The organism is Ruegeria sp. MALMAid1280 (assembly GCF_049195285.1).
Taxonomy (GTDB): Bacteria; Pseudomonadota; Alphaproteobacteria; order Rhodobacterales; family Rhodobacteraceae; genus Ruegeria.
In genome coordinates this window covers 21,376-36,784 of sequence record NZ_JBMIRT010000045.1, presented here as the reverse complement: position 1 = coordinate 36,784, position 15,409 = coordinate 21,376, and the positions used below count along the sequence as shown (strand labels likewise).

General features: G+C 59.5%; 18 protein-coding genes and 1 pseudogene. 9 read left to right on the top strand and 10 right to left on the bottom strand.

Features of this window, described 5'->3' with window-relative positions:
• Window positions 1-24: 24 nt before the first annotated feature.
• Together rho and ACOQFT_RS09140 are read right to left on the bottom strand one after the other, a co-directional pair.
• The gene (gene rho, locus ACOQFT_RS09145; protein WP_421597628.1) at window positions 25-1,296 is read right to left on the bottom strand and encodes a transcription termination factor Rho; all 1,272 of its coding nucleotides are present in this window, start codon (window positions 1,294-1,296) and stop codon (window positions 25-27) included.
• A 122-nt stretch (window positions 1,297-1,418) separates the two neighbouring features.
• Window positions 1,419-1,868, bottom strand: a complete 450-nt coding sequence (locus ACOQFT_RS09140; RefSeq protein WP_421597627.1) for a CopD family protein — start codon at window positions 1,866-1,868, stop codon at window positions 1,419-1,421.
• Between the two features lie 404 nt (window positions 1,869-2,272).
• On the opposite strand from ACOQFT_RS09140, the gene ACOQFT_RS09135 reads away from it, so the two are divergent.
• The 4 genes from ACOQFT_RS09135 to dnaQ are packed head-to-tail and all read left to right on the top strand — an operon-like array spanning window position 2,273 to window position 5,007.
• The gene (locus tag ACOQFT_RS09135; RefSeq protein WP_421597626.1) at window positions 2,273-2,872 is read left to right on the top strand and encodes a Maf family protein; all 600 of its coding nucleotides are present in this window, start codon (window positions 2,273-2,275) and stop codon (window positions 2,870-2,872) included.
• The gene (locus ACOQFT_RS09130) at window positions 2,869-3,702 is read left to right on the top strand and encodes a shikimate dehydrogenase (protein WP_421597625.1); all 834 of its coding nucleotides are present in this window, start codon (window positions 2,869-2,871) and stop codon (window positions 3,700-3,702) included. The genes ACOQFT_RS09135 and ACOQFT_RS09130 overlap by 4 nt, the downstream gene beginning before the upstream one ends.
• Window positions 3,699-4,292 carry a dephospho-CoA kinase gene (gene coaE, locus ACOQFT_RS09125; protein ID WP_421597624.1) on the top strand — a complete coding sequence of 198 codons (594 nt, stop codon included), beginning with the start codon at window positions 3,699-3,701 and terminating at the stop codon, window positions 4,290-4,292. The genes ACOQFT_RS09130 and coaE overlap by 4 nt, the downstream gene beginning before the upstream one ends.
• Entirely contained in the window at window positions 4,285-5,007 is a 723-nt protein-coding gene (dnaQ, locus tag ACOQFT_RS09120) for a DNA polymerase III subunit epsilon (protein WP_421597623.1), read from the top strand. Before coaE ends, dnaQ begins: the two co-directional genes overlap by 8 nt.
• Before the next feature lie 27 nt (window positions 5,008-5,034).
• On the opposite strand, the gene secB is transcribed toward dnaQ, so the two are convergent.
• The gene (secB, locus tag ACOQFT_RS09115; RefSeq protein WP_421597622.1) at window positions 5,035-5,532 is read right to left on the bottom strand and encodes a protein-export chaperone SecB; all 498 of its coding nucleotides are present in this window, start codon (window positions 5,530-5,532) and stop codon (window positions 5,035-5,037) included.
• Between the two features lie 64 nt (window positions 5,533-5,596).
• Complete coding sequence (locus ACOQFT_RS09110) at window positions 5,597-6,085, bottom strand: FxsA family protein (RefSeq protein ID WP_421597621.1); 489 nt, start codon at window positions 6,083-6,085, stop codon at window positions 5,597-5,599.
• Window positions 6,086-6,192: 107 nt separating this feature from the next.
• On the opposite strand from ACOQFT_RS09110, the gene ACOQFT_RS09105 reads away from it, so the two are divergent.
• Genes ACOQFT_RS09105 through ACOQFT_RS09095 form a run of 3 tightly spaced genes read left to right on the top strand, consistent with a single transcriptional unit; the run spans window position 6,193 to window position 8,476 of the window.
• On the top strand, window positions 6,193-6,852 hold the full coding sequence (locus ACOQFT_RS09105; RefSeq protein ID WP_421597620.1) for a Tim44/TimA family putative adaptor protein: 660 nt from the start codon (window positions 6,193-6,195) through the stop codon (window positions 6,850-6,852).
• Window positions 6,849-7,889 (top strand): murein transglycosylase A, encoded by a 1,041-nt coding sequence (locus tag ACOQFT_RS09100; RefSeq protein WP_421597619.1) that lies wholly within the window; start codon window positions 6,849-6,851, stop codon window positions 7,887-7,889. Before ACOQFT_RS09105 ends, ACOQFT_RS09100 begins: the two co-directional genes overlap by 4 nt.
• Window positions 7,889-8,476 carry a Smr/MutS family protein gene (locus ACOQFT_RS09095; RefSeq protein ID WP_421597618.1) on the top strand — a complete coding sequence of 196 codons (588 nt, stop codon included), beginning with the start codon at window positions 7,889-7,891 and terminating at the stop codon, window positions 8,474-8,476. The genes ACOQFT_RS09100 and ACOQFT_RS09095 overlap by 1 nt, the downstream gene beginning before the upstream one ends.
• Here the strand turns inward: ACOQFT_RS09095 and ACOQFT_RS09090 are convergent.
• The 3 genes from ACOQFT_RS09090 to hslU form a co-directional block, all read right to left on the bottom strand.
• Window positions 8,473-9,618, bottom strand: coding sequence for an MFS transporter (locus ACOQFT_RS09090; protein ID WP_421597730.1), 1,146 nt, complete (start codon window positions 9,616-9,618; stop codon window positions 8,473-8,475). The genes ACOQFT_RS09095 and ACOQFT_RS09090 overlap by 4 nt on opposite strands.
• 68 nt (window positions 9,619-9,686) lie before the next feature.
• Window positions 9,687-10,784, bottom strand: a complete 1,098-nt coding sequence (locus ACOQFT_RS09085; RefSeq protein WP_421597617.1) for an alpha/beta hydrolase — start codon at window positions 10,782-10,784, stop codon at window positions 9,687-9,689.
• A gap of 97 nt (window positions 10,785-10,881) precedes the next feature.
• The gene (gene hslU / locus ACOQFT_RS09080; protein WP_421597616.1) at window positions 10,882-12,189 is read right to left on the bottom strand and encodes an ATP-dependent protease ATPase subunit HslU; all 1,308 of its coding nucleotides are present in this window, start codon (window positions 12,187-12,189) and stop codon (window positions 10,882-10,884) included.
• A gap of 191 nt (window positions 12,190-12,380) precedes the next feature.
• Here hslU and ACOQFT_RS09075 point away from each other — a divergent pair, with 191 nt between their 5' ends.
• A complete protein-coding gene (locus ACOQFT_RS09075) occupies window positions 12,381-13,622 on the top strand; it encodes an MFS transporter (RefSeq protein WP_170672576.1) in 1,242 nt (413 codons plus the stop codon).
• Here ACOQFT_RS09075 and hslV read toward each other — a convergent pair.
• Window positions 13,614-14,171 (bottom strand): ATP-dependent protease subunit HslV, encoded by a 558-nt coding sequence (hslV, locus tag ACOQFT_RS09070; protein ID WP_421597615.1) that lies wholly within the window; start codon window positions 14,169-14,171, stop codon window positions 13,614-13,616. The two genes, ACOQFT_RS09075 and hslV, sit on opposite strands and share 9 nt — an antisense overlap.
• A 197-nt stretch (window positions 14,172-14,368) precedes the next feature.
• Between hslV and ACOQFT_RS09065 the strand changes: the two genes are divergently transcribed.
• Window positions 14,369-14,563, top strand: coding sequence for a DUF1127 domain-containing protein (locus tag ACOQFT_RS09065; protein ID WP_421597614.1), 195 nt, complete (start codon window positions 14,369-14,371; stop codon window positions 14,561-14,563).
• A 57-nt stretch (window positions 14,564-14,620) separates the two neighbouring features.
• Here the strand turns inward: ACOQFT_RS09065 and ACOQFT_RS09060 are convergent, their stop codons facing one another.
• Window positions 14,621-14,983, bottom strand: a complete 363-nt coding sequence (locus tag ACOQFT_RS09060) for a Lin0512 family protein (protein WP_421597613.1) — start codon at window positions 14,981-14,983, stop codon at window positions 14,621-14,623.
• Between the two features lie 64 nt (window positions 14,984-15,047).
• Window positions 15,048-15,386 (bottom strand): annotated as a pseudogene (gene trxA / locus ACOQFT_RS09055) (thioredoxin); the annotation flags it as partial.
• Between the last annotated feature and the right edge of the window lie 23 nt (window positions 15,387-15,409).

The window sequence follows — 15,409 nt, the reverse complement described above, 5'->3', positions numbered from 1 at the left end:
GCCTCGCGTCAGTTAAGACCTGTGTCAGGTGTTCATCGAATCGAAGAACTCGCCGTTTGTCTTGGTCTGCTTCAACTTCGACAACAGGAATTCGATCGCATCGGTAGTGCCCATCGGGTTGAGGATGCGGCGCAGGACGAAGGTCTTGGCCAGATCGCCCTTGTCGACCAGCAGATCCTCTTTCCGGGTACCGGACTTGAGGATGTCGATGGCCGGGAACACGCGCTTGTCTGCAATCTTACGATCCAGAACGATTTCCGAGTTACCTGTACCTTTGAATTCTTCAAAGATAACCTCGTCCATCCGGCTGCCGGTATCGATCAGCGCCGTGGCGATGATGGTCAGCGAACCGCCCTCTTCAATGTTTCGCGCCGCACCGAAGAAGCGCTTGGGCCGTTGCAGAGCGTTGGCGTCCACACCACCGGTCAGAACTTTACCCGAGGACGGCACCACGGTGTTAAACGCCCTACCAAGTCTTGTGATCGAGTCGAGAAGAATAACAACATCTCGTTTATGTTCGACCAAACGCTTGGCTTTTTCGATGACCATTTCCGACACGGCCACGTGGCGCGTCGCCGGTTCATCGAAGGTCGAGGACACAACCTCGCCCTTCACCGAGCGCTGCATGTCGGTCACCTCTTCCGGGCGTTCGTCGATCAGCAGAACGATCAGATAGCATTCGGGGTGGTTCTGTTCGATCGAATGCGCAATATTCTGCAAAATCACTGTCTTACCGGTCCGCGGCGGCGCAACGATCAGCGAACGCTGGCCTTTTCCGATCGGCGAAACCAGGTCGATCACACGGGCCGACTTGTCCTTGATGGTGGGATCTTCGATTTCCATCTTCAAACGCTCATCCGGGTACAGAGGCGTCAGGTTGTCGAACAGAATCTTGTGCTTGGCCTTTTCAGGATTTTCAAAGTTGATCTTGGTGACTTTGGTCAGCGCAAAATACCGCTCGTTCTCGTCCGGTGCCTTGATCTCACCTTCGACCGTGTCGCCGGTGCGCAGCGAATGCTGACGGATCATGTCGGGCGAAACATAGATGTCATCGGGACCCGGCAGATAGTTCGCCTCGGGCGAGCGCAGGAAGCCGAAACCGTCCTGCAGCACTTCAAGCACACCATCGCCGCTGACGGTCCAGCCGTCATCAGCGCGTTCGCGCAGGATCTGGAACATCATCTCGCCTTTGCGCATGGTCGAGGCGTTTTCGATTTCCAGCTCTTCGGCCATCGCCAGAAGGTCTTTGGGGCTTTTGGCCTTCAGGTCGGCCAGATTCAGGGCATCAGTAGTCATGATATATACCTTCACCGCTGACAGCGCGGCACGAAGTGGGATTTCAGTACGGAAGATACGCCGCCCGGACGGGCGTGTTGATCCCTACATAAGCGCGACTGACTTCGGAGTCAAACAGGCCGTCAGAACTTCAGAATGACCGCCAGAACGATGGCAACCATCAGAACGGTGGGAACCTCGTTCATCATGCGATACTGCCGCCCAGTGAGCTTGTTTCGGCCCTCTGCGAAGTCTTTCCGCCGCGCCATCAGCCAATGATGGAACCATGTCATTCCAAGCACCGCTGCGCCCTTGACCCAGGGCCATGACCAGTCCCAGCCGACAATGCCCGGCGTGAACACCATGATCAGCCCGCACCCCCATGCCACGTACATCGCAGGGCGCATGATCACGCGCAGCAGCTTGTCTTCCATTTCAAAGAAAATGGTCTCTGCCCCGTCGACGCTTTGGGCCTTTTCCACGTGATAGACGAACAGTCTGGGCAAATAGAACAGCCCCGCCATCCATGAGATCACGGCCATGATGTGTAAAGACTTCACCCACGGGTAAATCGTGAAAAGAAGATCGGTCATTCTGGCTCCGGGCGTTGCTCGGAACTCTCCCTAATAAAAAAATAAGAAAAGAAAAAGGATGATGGTTTTGTAGGGTGAACAATATCCGTGGATTACTTTTTTACACATGTGTTTTCCCCAGGTGGAAAGTTGCCCGGTTCAGCGGAGTGATTCTGTGAATGACACAAATAACCATTTAATTTCATATAATTAACAATTACACTCCATGATCTGTCTGGGGATAAAATGCGGGGTATCTGTGGAGTTCTCGCTTATCCCACCCATCCGACTTATCCTTGTCCCGGATGGACAGTGTTCGAGCGACTCAGGGAAGTTTTGGGCGAAATTCCCGGGGTTGCGTGTCAATCGGAAAACCATACAAACCGTTCAGGAACGCTCAACGAATTGCACACGGGGTTGTCCACATGCCTGTCCCCATCATCCTGGCCTCGGGCTCATCCATTCGCGCGCAGTTGCTGGAAAACGCAGGCGTGCCGTTTTCCGTTCAGGTCGCGCGCGTAGACGAAGAGTCCATGAAACGCGCTCTGCTGGCCGAAGGTGCCCCGCCCCGCGACATCGCTGATGCGTTGGCCGAGATGAAGGCGCGAAAGGTCAGTGACAAAACCCCCGGGTCGATGGTTCTGGGCTGTGATCAGGTGTTGGACTTTGACGGGCAGTTGCTGTCCAAGCCCGAAACGCCCGAGGACGCTCTGGCGCAGCTTAAGATGATGCGGGGCAAGCGGCATATGCTGTTGTCGGCTGCGGTAGTCTATCGGGATGGCGAACCGATCTGGCGCCATGTCGGCCAGGTGCGTCTGCGGATGCGGATGAGCTCGGACGCTTACCTGCGCGACTATATCGACCGCAACTGGGACAGTATCCGGCATGCGGTCGGCGCCTATAAGCTGGAAGAGGAAGGCGTCCGCCTTTTCGCCACCATTGACGGCGACTATTTTAATGTTTTGGGTATGCCCCTGTTGGAACTGCTTGATTTTCTGGCCGTCAAAGGGGTGATCGATCAATGACGCATAACCGTATTCCATTGGCCGGAGTGATCGGGCACCCGATTGCGCATTCCAGATCGCCTCAGCTGCATGGCCACTGGCTGAAGAAATACGGGCTGGCCGGGCATTACGTTCCAATGGACGTGGCCCCCGATGATTTTGAGACAGTGCTGCGGACCTTGCCCATGGCCGGGTTTGTCGGCACCAATGTGACCGTTCCCCATAAAGAGGCCGCGCTGCGCATTGCCGATCACGTGTCCGACCGGGCCTCGGTCATCGGTGCGGCGAATACACTTGTGTTTCAGAAGGACGGTTCGATCCACGCGGACAACACCGATGGCTATGGATTCCTTGAGAACCTGCGCAGCGGCGCGCCGGACTGGACGCCCTCGGACGGCCCGGCCGTGGTGTTTGGCGCAGGTGGTGCGGCGCGGGCGGTGCTGCAAAGCCTGCTGGACGCGGGCGTGCCCCAGATTATGCTGACCAACCGTACCCGTGCGCGTGCCGATCAGTTGCAGCAGGAATTCGGTGACCGCGTTTCCGTGGTGGATTGGCTGCAGGCGGGAAATGTCATCGAAAACGCGGAACTGGTGGTCAACACGACCTCTTTGGGGATGCAGGGGCAGCCGGAATTGCGCGTTCCGCTGGATGGGCTGCAGCCGGGTGCGGTTGTCACCGATCTGGTCTATGCCCCGTTGAAGACCCGTCTGTTGCAATCGGCGGAACAGGCCGGCTGTACTACCGTCGATGGTCTGGGCATGTTGCTGCATCAGGCGGTCCCCGGGTTCGAGCGCTGGTTCGGCACCCGCCCCGAGGTGACGGATGATCTGCGCGCGGCGGTCCTGGGATGAGTTTCGCGCTTGGTTTGACGGGCTCGATCGGGATGGGCAAAAGCACCACGGCGCAGATGTTCGCCGAAGAAGGCTGCGCGCTGTGGGATGCGGATGCGGCCGTACATAGACTCTATTCAAGGGGCGGAGCTGCTGTTGAGCCCATGCGCGCGGTCTTTCCCGATGCCATTGTCGATGGTGCGGTCAGCCGCGATGCGCTGAAACAGATCATCGCGCAGGACCCGTCCGCGTTAAAACAGATCGAGGCCATCGTGCACCCGCTGGTCGCTGCGGACCGGGCGGCGTTCCGCGAACAGACCAAGGCGGATATTCTGGTGTTCGACATCCCCCTGCTATTCGAAACCGGTGGCGATGCGGCGATGGATGCGGTTGCCTGTGTCTCGATCCCCGCCGACGAACAAAAGCGCCGCGTGATGGAGCGCGGTACCATGACCGAGGCACAGTTCGAACAGATCCGCGCCAAGCAGATGCCGAATGACGAAAAATGCGTGCGGTCGGACTATATTATAGTGACGGATACGCTGGACCACGCCCGCACGCAGGTGCAGGATGTGGTCAGGCAGATACGGGCGGGACTGACAGATGCGTGAGATTGTACTCGATACCGAAACCACGGGGTTTGACCCCGAAAGCGGCGACAGGATCGTTGAAATCGGCGCGGTCGAGCTGTGGAACCATGTGGCCACCGGTGAGACCTATCACGTCTATATCAACCCCGAACGCTCGATGCCCGATGAGGCGTTTGGCGTGCATGGCATCGGCCCCGACCTGCTTGAAAACCCGCGCCCGCCGGAAAAGGGTGAGGTCACGCTGAAGGACAAGCCGGTTTTTGCCAAGGTGGGTCAGGGCTTTCTGGATTTCATCCAGGATTCCAAACTGGTGATCCACAACGCATCCTTCGACATGAAATTCCTGAACGCGGAACTCAGATGGCTGGGCCTGCCGCAGATCCCGATGGATCAGGCGCTGGATACGCTGGCCATTGCGCGCAAACGCTTTCCGGGCTCGCCCGCCTCGTTGGATGCTTTGTGCCGACGATTCAATATCGACAACTCGAACCGGACGCTGCACGGGGCGTTGCTCGACTCGGAAATTCTGGCCGAGGTCTATCTGGAACTGATTGGCGGGCGGCAGCCGGATTTCGGACTGTCCACCTCCGCTGCTTCGGGTGCCGGAGGACAGGACGATTGGCGCCCGACGGCGCGCCCGACACCGCTGGCGTCAAAGATCACCGACGCAGAACGCGCGGCGCATGAGGAATTTGTCGGGAAACTGGGCGAAAATGCCCTGTGGACCCGCGCCTGAGACCGATCCCGGCGCGGGTCAAACCGATTAAGCTTCGGCTTTTTGGGCTTCGGCCTGACGGCGCATCAATTCGTTGCGATACAGTGTGACAAAATCGATATTGTCCAGGTTCACCGGTGGATAGCCACCGTCGCGGGTGATGTCGCTGACGATGCGGCGCAGGAACGGGAACAGCATCCGCGGGCATTCGATCATCAGGAACGGGTGCAGCTGATCTTCGGCCACGCCTTCGATGTGGAACAGGCCGCAATAGTCGATCTCGCACAGGAACAGAACGTCCTCCATGCCTTTGGCTTTCGACTTGAGGTTCAGTTTGATCGCCACTTCGTACTGATGCTCGACCGAACGCTTTTTCGCATCCAGGTTCACCTGAACCGCGATCTCGGGCTGAACGTCACCGGACACGCCTTTTTGCGCCATCACGTTTTCAAAGGACATATCGCGAATGAACTGTCCCAGAACGCGCATCTGAATTTGCGGGGCGGTCTGTGCCGCTGTGTTTTCTGCAGGGCTTTCGTCAGCCATGGATCTACTCCGAAAATGAATTTCGCTACTGCTTAGCAAGTTGGGCGCGGCACCTCAATGCAGGTCACGGGCCTCCGACCCATTTGGATGGCTTTGAGGGGTCCTGGCGCGGTCGGACCTCGGTAAATTCGCCGTCGATCACATCATCATCGGACGGCGTCGGCCCGGTCCGGAACTGCGCTCTGGTGCCCATCTGGAACTGCGTGATCGTGACTTTCGACTTGAGATAACGGAAAACGGCCACCCGAATGCCCGGTACAAGCAGCGCAAAGCCGACCGCATCGGTGAAAAATCCCGGCGTCAGCAGCAGAACACCGGATAGCAGGATCATCGCGCCATGGGCCAAAGGCTCGGTCGGGTCGTCCAGTTCGGCGAAGGATCGCTGCAGGTTGGCCAGTGCCATGCGACCTTGTGTCCTGACCAAAGCGGTACCCAGAATTGCGGTCAGAACCACGATCGCAAGCGTTGGCCACAGGCCGATCAGACCGCCAACCTGAATGAACAGGGCGATCTCGATGATCGGAACCAATAAAAATGCCAAGAACAGGTACATTTGCGTTATCCTTTACCTAAGGCCGGGCGGTGGACTTGCCACGAACTGTCACCTACATAGTGGCATGAGGCTGCGTATACAAAGCCGCAGTCTGAAAAGAGGATGAAATGAACGAACCGATGATCCAGTTGCTGGTCCTGGCCGGAATTGCCGTTTTCCTGATCCTGCGCCTGAAAAGCGTGCTGGGCACGCGTGAAGGTTTTGAAAAACCACCCGTGCAGCAGCAGCCCGATACCCAGAACGCCCGCCGCGGGTTCGAGGTGATCGACGGCGGCCCGGATCACGACATCACAGACCATGTCGCCGAAGACAGTGAGGAGGCACAGACCCTGGCCGCGATGAAGCGGGTTGAGCCCAGTTTCTCGGTCACTGAATTTGTGCAGGGCGCGCGCGGTGCTTATGAAATGATCGTCATGGGGTTCGAAAAAGGGAATCTGGACGAAATCCAGCCTTTCCTGTCCGAAGAGGTGTTTGACACTTTCGTGTCTGTCGTGGCCGCCCGCGAAGATCAGGGCTTGACCATCGAAGCCGAGTTCGTTGGTGTCCGCGAGACCACGCTGGCCGATGCGAAATTCGACAAGGATACCAATCAGGCCGAGATCACCATGAAATTCGTGGGTGAACTGACCTCGGTCGTGCGGGATCGCGGCGGCGACATCATCGAAGGCAGCCCGAACACCGTCAAACGCCAAAAGGACAGCTGGACCTTTGCCCGTGTCATGGGCTCGGACGATCCGAACTGGCTGCTTGTTGCCACGGACGCATGATTGCCGCATTCCGGTCGCTCTTACTGGTGGGCGCAATGACCACCGCAAGCGCCGCCGGAGCCGAGGCGACGCGCTCGATCTTGTCTTTTGATGATCTTGAGGGCTGGGCCGCCGATGATCACGGCGCAGCCCTTTCGGTTTTTCTGAATACCTGCGGCGATCTGGACGACCCGGATTGGCGCGCGCTGTGTGGTGTGGCACAGACCTATGAGGCCGATGCCGCGCGCTCCTTCTTCGAGCTGTTCTTCCGGCCGGTTCTGGTCGAAGACGGCCAGGATGCGCTGTTCACGGGGTATTTCGAACCGGAACTGGACGGGTCGCGCACCCGGACGGATCGCTACAAATACCCGATCTACGAAATGCCGCCCGAGGCGCGGGCCGAGGGACCCTGGCTCAGCCGCCGGGACATCCTGACCGGAGATGTCATGACCGACCGGGGCCTTGAGATTGCCTGGGTCGATGACCCGGTCGAGCTGTTCTTTCTGCAAATCCAGGGCTCGGGCCGTATTCGTCTGGCCGATGGCGGGGCTTTGCGGGTCGGCTATGGCGGGGCCAACGGGCATCCCTATCGTTCCATCGGCTCGGAATTGATCCGGCAGGGCGCGTTGGGGGCGCATCAGGTCAGCGCCCAGATGATCAAGGCCTGGGTGCGCAAGAACCCCGAGGCCGGGGCGGAATTGCTGTTTCACAACCCCTCATACGTGTTTTTCCGCGAGGTTACCCGCGTCGCGCCGGAATTCGGGCCGCTGGGTGCGATGAACCGATCCGTCACCACCATGCGCAGCATCGCCGCCGATCCGGCCTTTACGCCGTTGGGGGCTCCGGTCTGGGTGGAAAAGGACGGGAAAGAGCCGCTGCGCCGACTGATGATCGCGCAGGATACGGGCGCCGCTATCAAGGGGGCGCAGCGGGCGGATATCTTCTTTGGCACCGGGGATGAGGCGGGACAGGCCGCCGGACGCCTGAAAGATCCGGGCCGGATGATCCTGCTGCTCCCGATCCAGCGCGCCTATGCTCTGATCCCGGGTGAATTCTGATGCCTCGCCGCAAATTGACCGCTGAAGAGATCGAGCTTTGGCGCAAGGTCGCCAAACAGGCCGAACGCCTGCACCCCGAGCTGCCGCAATCGGTGCATCCGACCACCCTGCCCAAGCCAAAACCGTCGAAATCGCCACAGATGCGTCTGGAGGGGTTTGAAGTCGGCCAGACCGCGCGGGTCAAGTCGGTGCGTCATGCGCTGAAACCGTCGGTGACTGACAGCCTGCGGGCCAGCCCGGTACAGATGGACACCAAGGCCTTTGGGCGGATGAAACGCGGCAAGCTGAGGCCCGAAGGCAAGCTGGACCTGCACGGGATGCGGGTCGACACGGCACACCCGGCGCTGATCCGTTTTGTCCTGACAGCACAGGCGCAGGGCAAACGGCTGGTTCTTGTGGTGACCGGCAAGGGCAAGGATCGGGATGAACCCGGCCCGATCCCGACCCCGCGCGGTGTGCTGCGCAACAATGTGCCACACTGGCTGTCGATCCCGCCCTTGGCGCAAGCCGTCCTGCAGGTCACGCCCGCGCATATCAGCCATGGCGGCGATGGGGCCTATTACGTCTATCTGCGGCGCACCCGCTAGAACTGGGATTGGGCACGGCGGATACCGGTCCAGGCCAATACGCAGACCAGCACAAAGAACACGGCGATCCACAGGAATTGAGTGCTCAGCGATACGCCCCGGTCGATCAGCACGCCGGTCAGCGCCGGGCCGATGGCCGATCCAAGCACCATAACAGCTGTGGCCAGCGCCTTGATCGCGCCGATATGCCGGGTGCCGTAGAATTCGGCCCAAAAAGCGCTGGGCAAGGTGTTGTTGGCGCCGACGGTCAGGGCCAGAAAGATCAGGCCGACCAATGCTCCGCCGATCGTGTCCGTGACTGAGAGGATGGCAAAGCCGACCGCCATGGGCAGTTGGTAGAACGGCATGATACGGGCGGTGCCCCATTTGTCCAACGCCCAGCCCGCCGCAAACATCGACAGGATCGAAATCCCGGTGAACACCGGGAACAGGGCCACCAGTTGGATATGCGGCCAGTCTTTGATCGCGGCCAGATGGACCTGATGAAAGAAGAAGGCGGTGATGAAGGCCGATGGCCCAAGGATCGCAGGTGCCATGAACCAGAACAGCGGATGGAGCAGCGCCGCGCGCCGGGTCCAGTGCCGGTCCTGCATCCCGGTGGCCGTGTGATTGCCCGCCAGGCTTTGCGGCGTGCGTTCCTGCCGCAGCAAACGCATCAGGGCCGGGATGCCCAGAATTGTCGCGCCTGCGGCTACCACCCACAACCAGCGCCAGTCCAGAAAACCCATCGCAGCCACAAAGATCAGCGGCAGCAGGGATTCCCCGATCGCATAGCCCAGCGAGGCGATGGACAGTGCCTTGCCCCGTGTCAGGGTGAACCAGCGCGCCATCGCGACCTGCGCCAGATGGATGCTCATCCCCTGCCCGAACAGGCGCAGCAGAAAGATCACGAGGGGCAGCAGGAATAGCGCGCTGTTCGTTGCCATCGCCAGTGCCGCAAGTGACAGACCAGCCAGAACCACCGGTCCCAATATCCGTACCCGGAAGATGTCGGTCAGCCCCCCGGCCCAGATCATAACAATGGCCGATACCGTGGTACCTAGCGAGTAAATCGCGCCCCAGGACCCGTGGCTCAGGCCGAACTCGGCGCGGATCTGCCCCGAGAAGATCGAGATGAAGAAGGTCTGCCCAAAGCTGGACATGAAGGTCAGAAGGACACCCGCGCTCAGCCAGTTTGCATTTTCGATCAGATACCGACGCAGGCTGAACGTCACGGAGTCGTCACCTCGGCCTCGCCGGTTTCCGTCAGGACGATTTCGGTTGCACCATCGGGATTACGTTCGTTGGGCGGAGCCAGAACGTCGATCCCCGGCCGTTCGGGCCCGAACGTGTTGCTGACCCGTCGAACCGAACTGAGGATCGCCAGCAGCGCCGGAGAAGTTGCCGCCACGAAGTGCGATGACTCAGCATCGCTGTTGAACGCCGTGGTGTCGATGACGCTGATGGGAAACTCAGCCAGCGAGTCGATTGAGCTGATATTGCCCAGCCGCTCACCCTCGGCCGTTCCGCGCAGGCGGGCCGAGATGTTCAGGATTTTGTCTTTCTGCGAGACCATGACCACAAAGGGATCGGGCGGCGTGTCGATCCGCTCCATCTGCGAGCGGAACAGGTCCACGTCCAGATCGGGCGAGATCAGAATGACCCCTTCGAGGTTTCTGTTGGCCCAGCCGGGGTCCTGCAACTCGGCCTGCCGCATCATCTCCATCGACAGGGCGCCGCCCATCGAATGCGCCACCAGAATGACGCGCTTGACGCCCATGGATTTCAGTTCGCGTATGGTCTGCTCCAATCCGTCGCGGGCATACAGCATACTGTCCAGATCGTAGGCATATCCGTACCCTGTCGCGCGGCTGGGCCAGGAATAGACAAGGATCTGTCCGGGAAGGCCGATGTCATGGGACAATTGCGCCGCGCGGAAGATGGTTTCCATCTGGGTCGAGTTATAGCCATGCACAAAAATGGTGACGTCGTCCTGACCATGCAGGTGTTCCCGCAAGCCTTTCGGGCCGTCCAGTTCAGTTATGCCCGCCAGCACGAATTCCTTTTGCGGATTCGGGTTGGCATAAGAAAACTTCAACGTCCCCGGCGTGTGGTTCGGTGGGATCGAAACCCTGGTTTCCAGGAATTGCAGCGTTTCGCCTCGCTGGAAACCGTATGATCCATCCGCCTCGCGGGCGCGGGTGGTGCTGGCAAACACGGTCAGCGGCGTTCCCACGTTCACGGCCGAAGGCACGGTTTCCGTGATCGTCCGGTCGACGCAGGCAGTCAGGGACAGGGAAGCAATCAGAATGATAAAATAGCGCAGCACGGGGCAGACCTCGGAACCTTTTGCGCCAAGCTATCGATTTCTCGCCCCACGTCCAGCGACATGGGGCAAGGGGGGCGGCAAGAACCGGCTGGCCGTGTTACAGAACGTAACGGCTGAGGTCGGTGGACTTGGTCAATTCACCCAGATTGTCGTCCACGAACTGCGCGTTCACGGTGATCTCGGCCCCGGCCTGATCGGGGGCGGTAAAGGACAGTTCTTCGAACACCCGCTCCATCACGGTATAAAGCCGCCGCGCGCCGATGTTTTCGATGGTCTGGTTCACATCCGCGGCGATGCGGGCCAGTGCCGCGATGCCGTCTTCGGTAAAGCTGACGGTGACTTCCTCGGTTCCCATCAGGGCGGTGTATTGAAGGGTCAGCGCGTTGTCGGTCTCGGTCAGGATGCGCACGAAATCCTCTTCGGTCAGCGCGCGCAGTTCCACACGGATCGGCAGGCGGCCCTGCAATTCCGGCAACAGATCCGAGGGTTTGGCGATGTGGAATGCACCCGAGGCGATGAACAGGATATGGTCGGTTTTCACCGGGCCATGTTTGGTGCTGACGGTGGTGCCTTCGATCAAAGGCAGCAGGTCGCGCTGCACCCCTTCGCGGCTGACATCGCCACCGCGTGCATCAGAGCGGGCGCAGACCTTGTCGATCTCGTCCAGGAACACGATGCCGTTCTGTTCGACCGACTCCAGCGCCACGCGGTTGACGGTTTCATCATCCAGAAGCTTGTCGGCCTCTTCCCCGATCAGGGCATCATAGCTTTCGGCGACGGTCATGCGTTTTTTAACGGTGCGCCCGCCGAAGGCTTTGCCGAAGATATCGCCCAGGTTCATCATGCCCATCTGGCTGCCGGGCTGGCCGGGCACGTCAAACATCGGCATCGGGTTCGAGCTGTCGGAAAGCTCCAGCTCGATCACTGTGTCATCCAGTTCCCCGGCTTTCAGTTTCTTGCGGAACATCTCGCGCGTGGCCTCGCGGGCGTCGGCACCGGCGATGGCTTCGATCACGCGATCCTCGGCAGCCTGATAGGCGCGCGCTTTCACATCCTCGCGCATGTATTCGCGGGTCTGGAGTATCGCCGCATCTGCCAAATCGCGCACGATCTGTTCCACGTCCCGGCCCACGTAACCGACCTCGGTGAACTTGGTGGCCTCGACCTTGATGAAGGGCGCGCGGGCCAGTTTCGCCAGACGGCGGCTGATTTCGGTCTTGCCGACACCGGTGGGGCCGATCATCAGGATGTTCTTCGGATACACCTCATCGCGGATGTCATCGGCCAGCTGTTTGCGGCGCCAGCGGTTGCGCAGCGCCACGGCCACGGCCCGCTTGGCATCCTTCTGGCCGATGATGAAACGGTCCAGTTCCGAGACAATCTCGCGCGGGGTCAGGTCGGTCAAAGCGCAGTCCTTTCGGTCGGCATAGCAAAACTTGGGCTTAGGTAATCACCGATGAGGCGAAAACAACCAAGCCTTTTTCATTGGCAGCGTTGGTTAGCAATGCCCCACCCGGTTTGCAAATGCTTTCCATAGGTGAAACGCGCCCGCTCTGATACAATGATTTCAAGGCTTTGAGGGTCAGGAGCGCGGACATGACGAAAATTGCCAAGATCACCTTGCTGTTTGTGGTGTTTGTCGACCTGATCGGGCAGGGGCTGGTTTTCCCGATCATCAATTCGCTGATCATGGAGACAAAATCCGGTTTCCTGCCCGAAAGTACGGCCATGGGCACGCGGCATCTATATTATGGCCTGGTGATCGGATGTTTCTTTCTGTCCTGGTTTCTGGGTGTGGTCTACGTCTCGAAAGTGTCGGATTCGATCGGCCGCAAGAACGCGCTGCTGGTCTGTCTGAGCGGCGCGCTGGCCGGGTATGCGCTGACGATTGCGGCGCTATATCTGAACAGCCTGCTGCTGCTGATTGTCGGGCGTTCGATCACCGGATTCACCGCCGGGAACCAACCCATCGCACAGGCGGCGATGATTGACGGCAGCACCGATGCCGCCGACCGGGACCGCAATATGGGCTATATCATCACCGGCGTCAGCTTCGGTCTTGTCGGCGGGCCTATCATTGGCGCGGTGTTGTCCGATGCAACGTTGCTGGGCAGCTTCGCGACGCTGAAAACCCCCTTTTACGGTGCCTTTGTTCTGGTGTTGATCGCGATTTTCCTGGTGTTGTTTTTCTTCAGGGACATGCGGACCGAGCGAACGGCCTTTGTCTTTCGCCCGCGCGACGTGACCGACAGCCTGATCGCCGTGCGCGAACATCCGATGGTTCTGAAAATCCTGCCGGTCTATGCGCTGTTCATGATCGCCAACGTGACCTTCTATGTGTTCGTCGACAATTTCCTGACCAGCGCCTGGGGATACGGTGTGATCGGCGGCAGCATGGCGATGGTGGTGATCGGCTTTGCGCTGGCGTTTTCCAGCACATTCCTGGTGAAACCGGCGCAGGAGAGGTTCAGCAAGCACCAGATCATCTATACCTCGCTGGTGGTGATGGTGATCTGCGGTTTTGGCTTTGCGTTCAGCCCCAGCGGCGTGCTCAGCTATGTGCCGGTGTTTTTCTTCTATTTCTTCTTCGGCGTGTCCTACCCGACCTTGCTGGGCCTGTTTTCATCAGCCGTCAGCGAAACCGATCAGGGTTGGGTCATGGGGGTGACCACGGCGGTCTTCTGCCTTGCCGGTGGCGTCATGTCCCTGATCGGCGGTGGATTGATGAGCTTTGATATCCGCCTGCCCTATTACATCGTCATCGCGACGGCCCTGATGGGCCTGATCGGGATGCACCTGCGCTGGAAGGGCAAAGAGATCAAGGCGCTGTTAGCCTGAGATTGTCTCGACCGTCAGATTGCCGTTGGTATAGACGCAGATATCGGCGGCAATCGCCATCGCCTCACGCGCGACCTGTTCCGCCGGTTTGTCGCCGTCCATCATCGCGCGGGCCGCGGCCAGCGCGAAGTTGCCCCCCGATCCGATGGCTGCCACATTGTGTTCCGGCTCCAGCACGTCCCCTGCCCCGGTGATCACCAGCAGATCCTTGCCGTCGGTGACGATCAACATCGCCTCAAGCTTTTGCAGGTACTTGTCGGTACGCCAGTCCTTGGCCAGCTCGACCGAGGCGCGGGCCAGTTGGCCGGGCGTCGCCTCAAGCTTGGCTTCCAGACGTTCCAGCAGAGTAAACGCGTCGGCGGTCGATCCGGCAAAACCGGCCACAACCTCGAACCCGCCGGGCGACAGGCGGCGCACCTTGCGGGCAGTGCCCTTGATCACGGTCTGGCCCAGGCTGACCTGTCCGTCGCCGGCGATCACTACATGGCCGCCCTTCTTGACGCCAATGATCGTTGTGCCATGCCAACCGGGAAAATCGCTGTCTGCCATCAGGGCCTCCGTTCTTCGTTGGCATCTTATATGGGCCGGACCCGCCCGCAGCGCAACAGTTCACAAACTGCCTAAATGATATGCACAGAACGCAAATCGGGGTTACCGGACTAGCAATTGTGAGACTCAGCCAGTGGTCCTAAATAAAGCGCACAACCGACGAAGGGTCGGCTGTTTCAGTTTTAAGGAATGCGCAAATGGCAACCACCGCAAATATCCATGCGCCGCTCGGAGCAGCTACCATCCTGCATGTAGTGGACGCGTTCACCGCAGCTTTTGAAAAAGCAGCCGAATGGAACGAAGCCCGCAAAACACGTGCGCTTTTGGCCGAGCTGAGCGATGCACAGCTGGACGACATTGGCCTGTGCCGCGCGGATATCAAGAATATCTGATCCGCGATCAGTACGACCGCAAAAGATGAGCCGCTCACCCGAGCGGCTTTTTCTTTGTCAGGACAGCTTAGATTGACCTGAAAAGTCCGGCAGAAATGCATCGATCGCGGCGGTTGCCACGATATGCCGGGTGCTGGCTTCGGTATCCACGACGTCCAGACCATCTTTGACGGCCCGCACCTCGGCCCGGCCGCGGGGCAGATCTGCGGCGATCAGGTCGCAATCCATATGGTCCGGTGCCTGCACGCCTATCGTGACCATCACCCGCATCTCGGCATGGTCGATGCCGAGCGTGGATAACAGGGTAATCGAGGAATGGTGCAGCGCATCCTGCACCTCCCGCCGCGCCGCCTTGGTGTAATCTTCGCGCCGCAGCGATGTGCCCATGCCGAATTCAACAAGAACCCGTGTCCTTGCCATCTGGCCCTCCGGCGAAAAAAGGCGCCCGGTGCGGGGCGCCTTAGATCTGTGTGATCCAAACGGATCAGATGGATTCGTCGATCCAGCTTTGCAGCGCCGCCTTCGGAGCCGCACCAGCGCGGTTCGAAACAACCTGACCGTCCTTGAAGATGAACAGCGCCGGAATGCCGCGCACGCCCATGGCGGCGGCTGCGTTCGGGTTGCTGTCTACGTCCACCTTAGCGATTTTGATCTTGTCACCGTATTCAGCGGCCAGCTCTTCCAGAGCGGGGCCGATCTGCTTACAGGGGCCACACCATTCGGCCCAGAAATCGACAACAACGGGGATGTCGGAATTCTTGACCTCTGCGTCAAAGGTATCGTCGGTTACGGCTACGGTCGACATTCTCTGTCTCCTGAATGGGGTAAACTCGGGAACAGAACGTA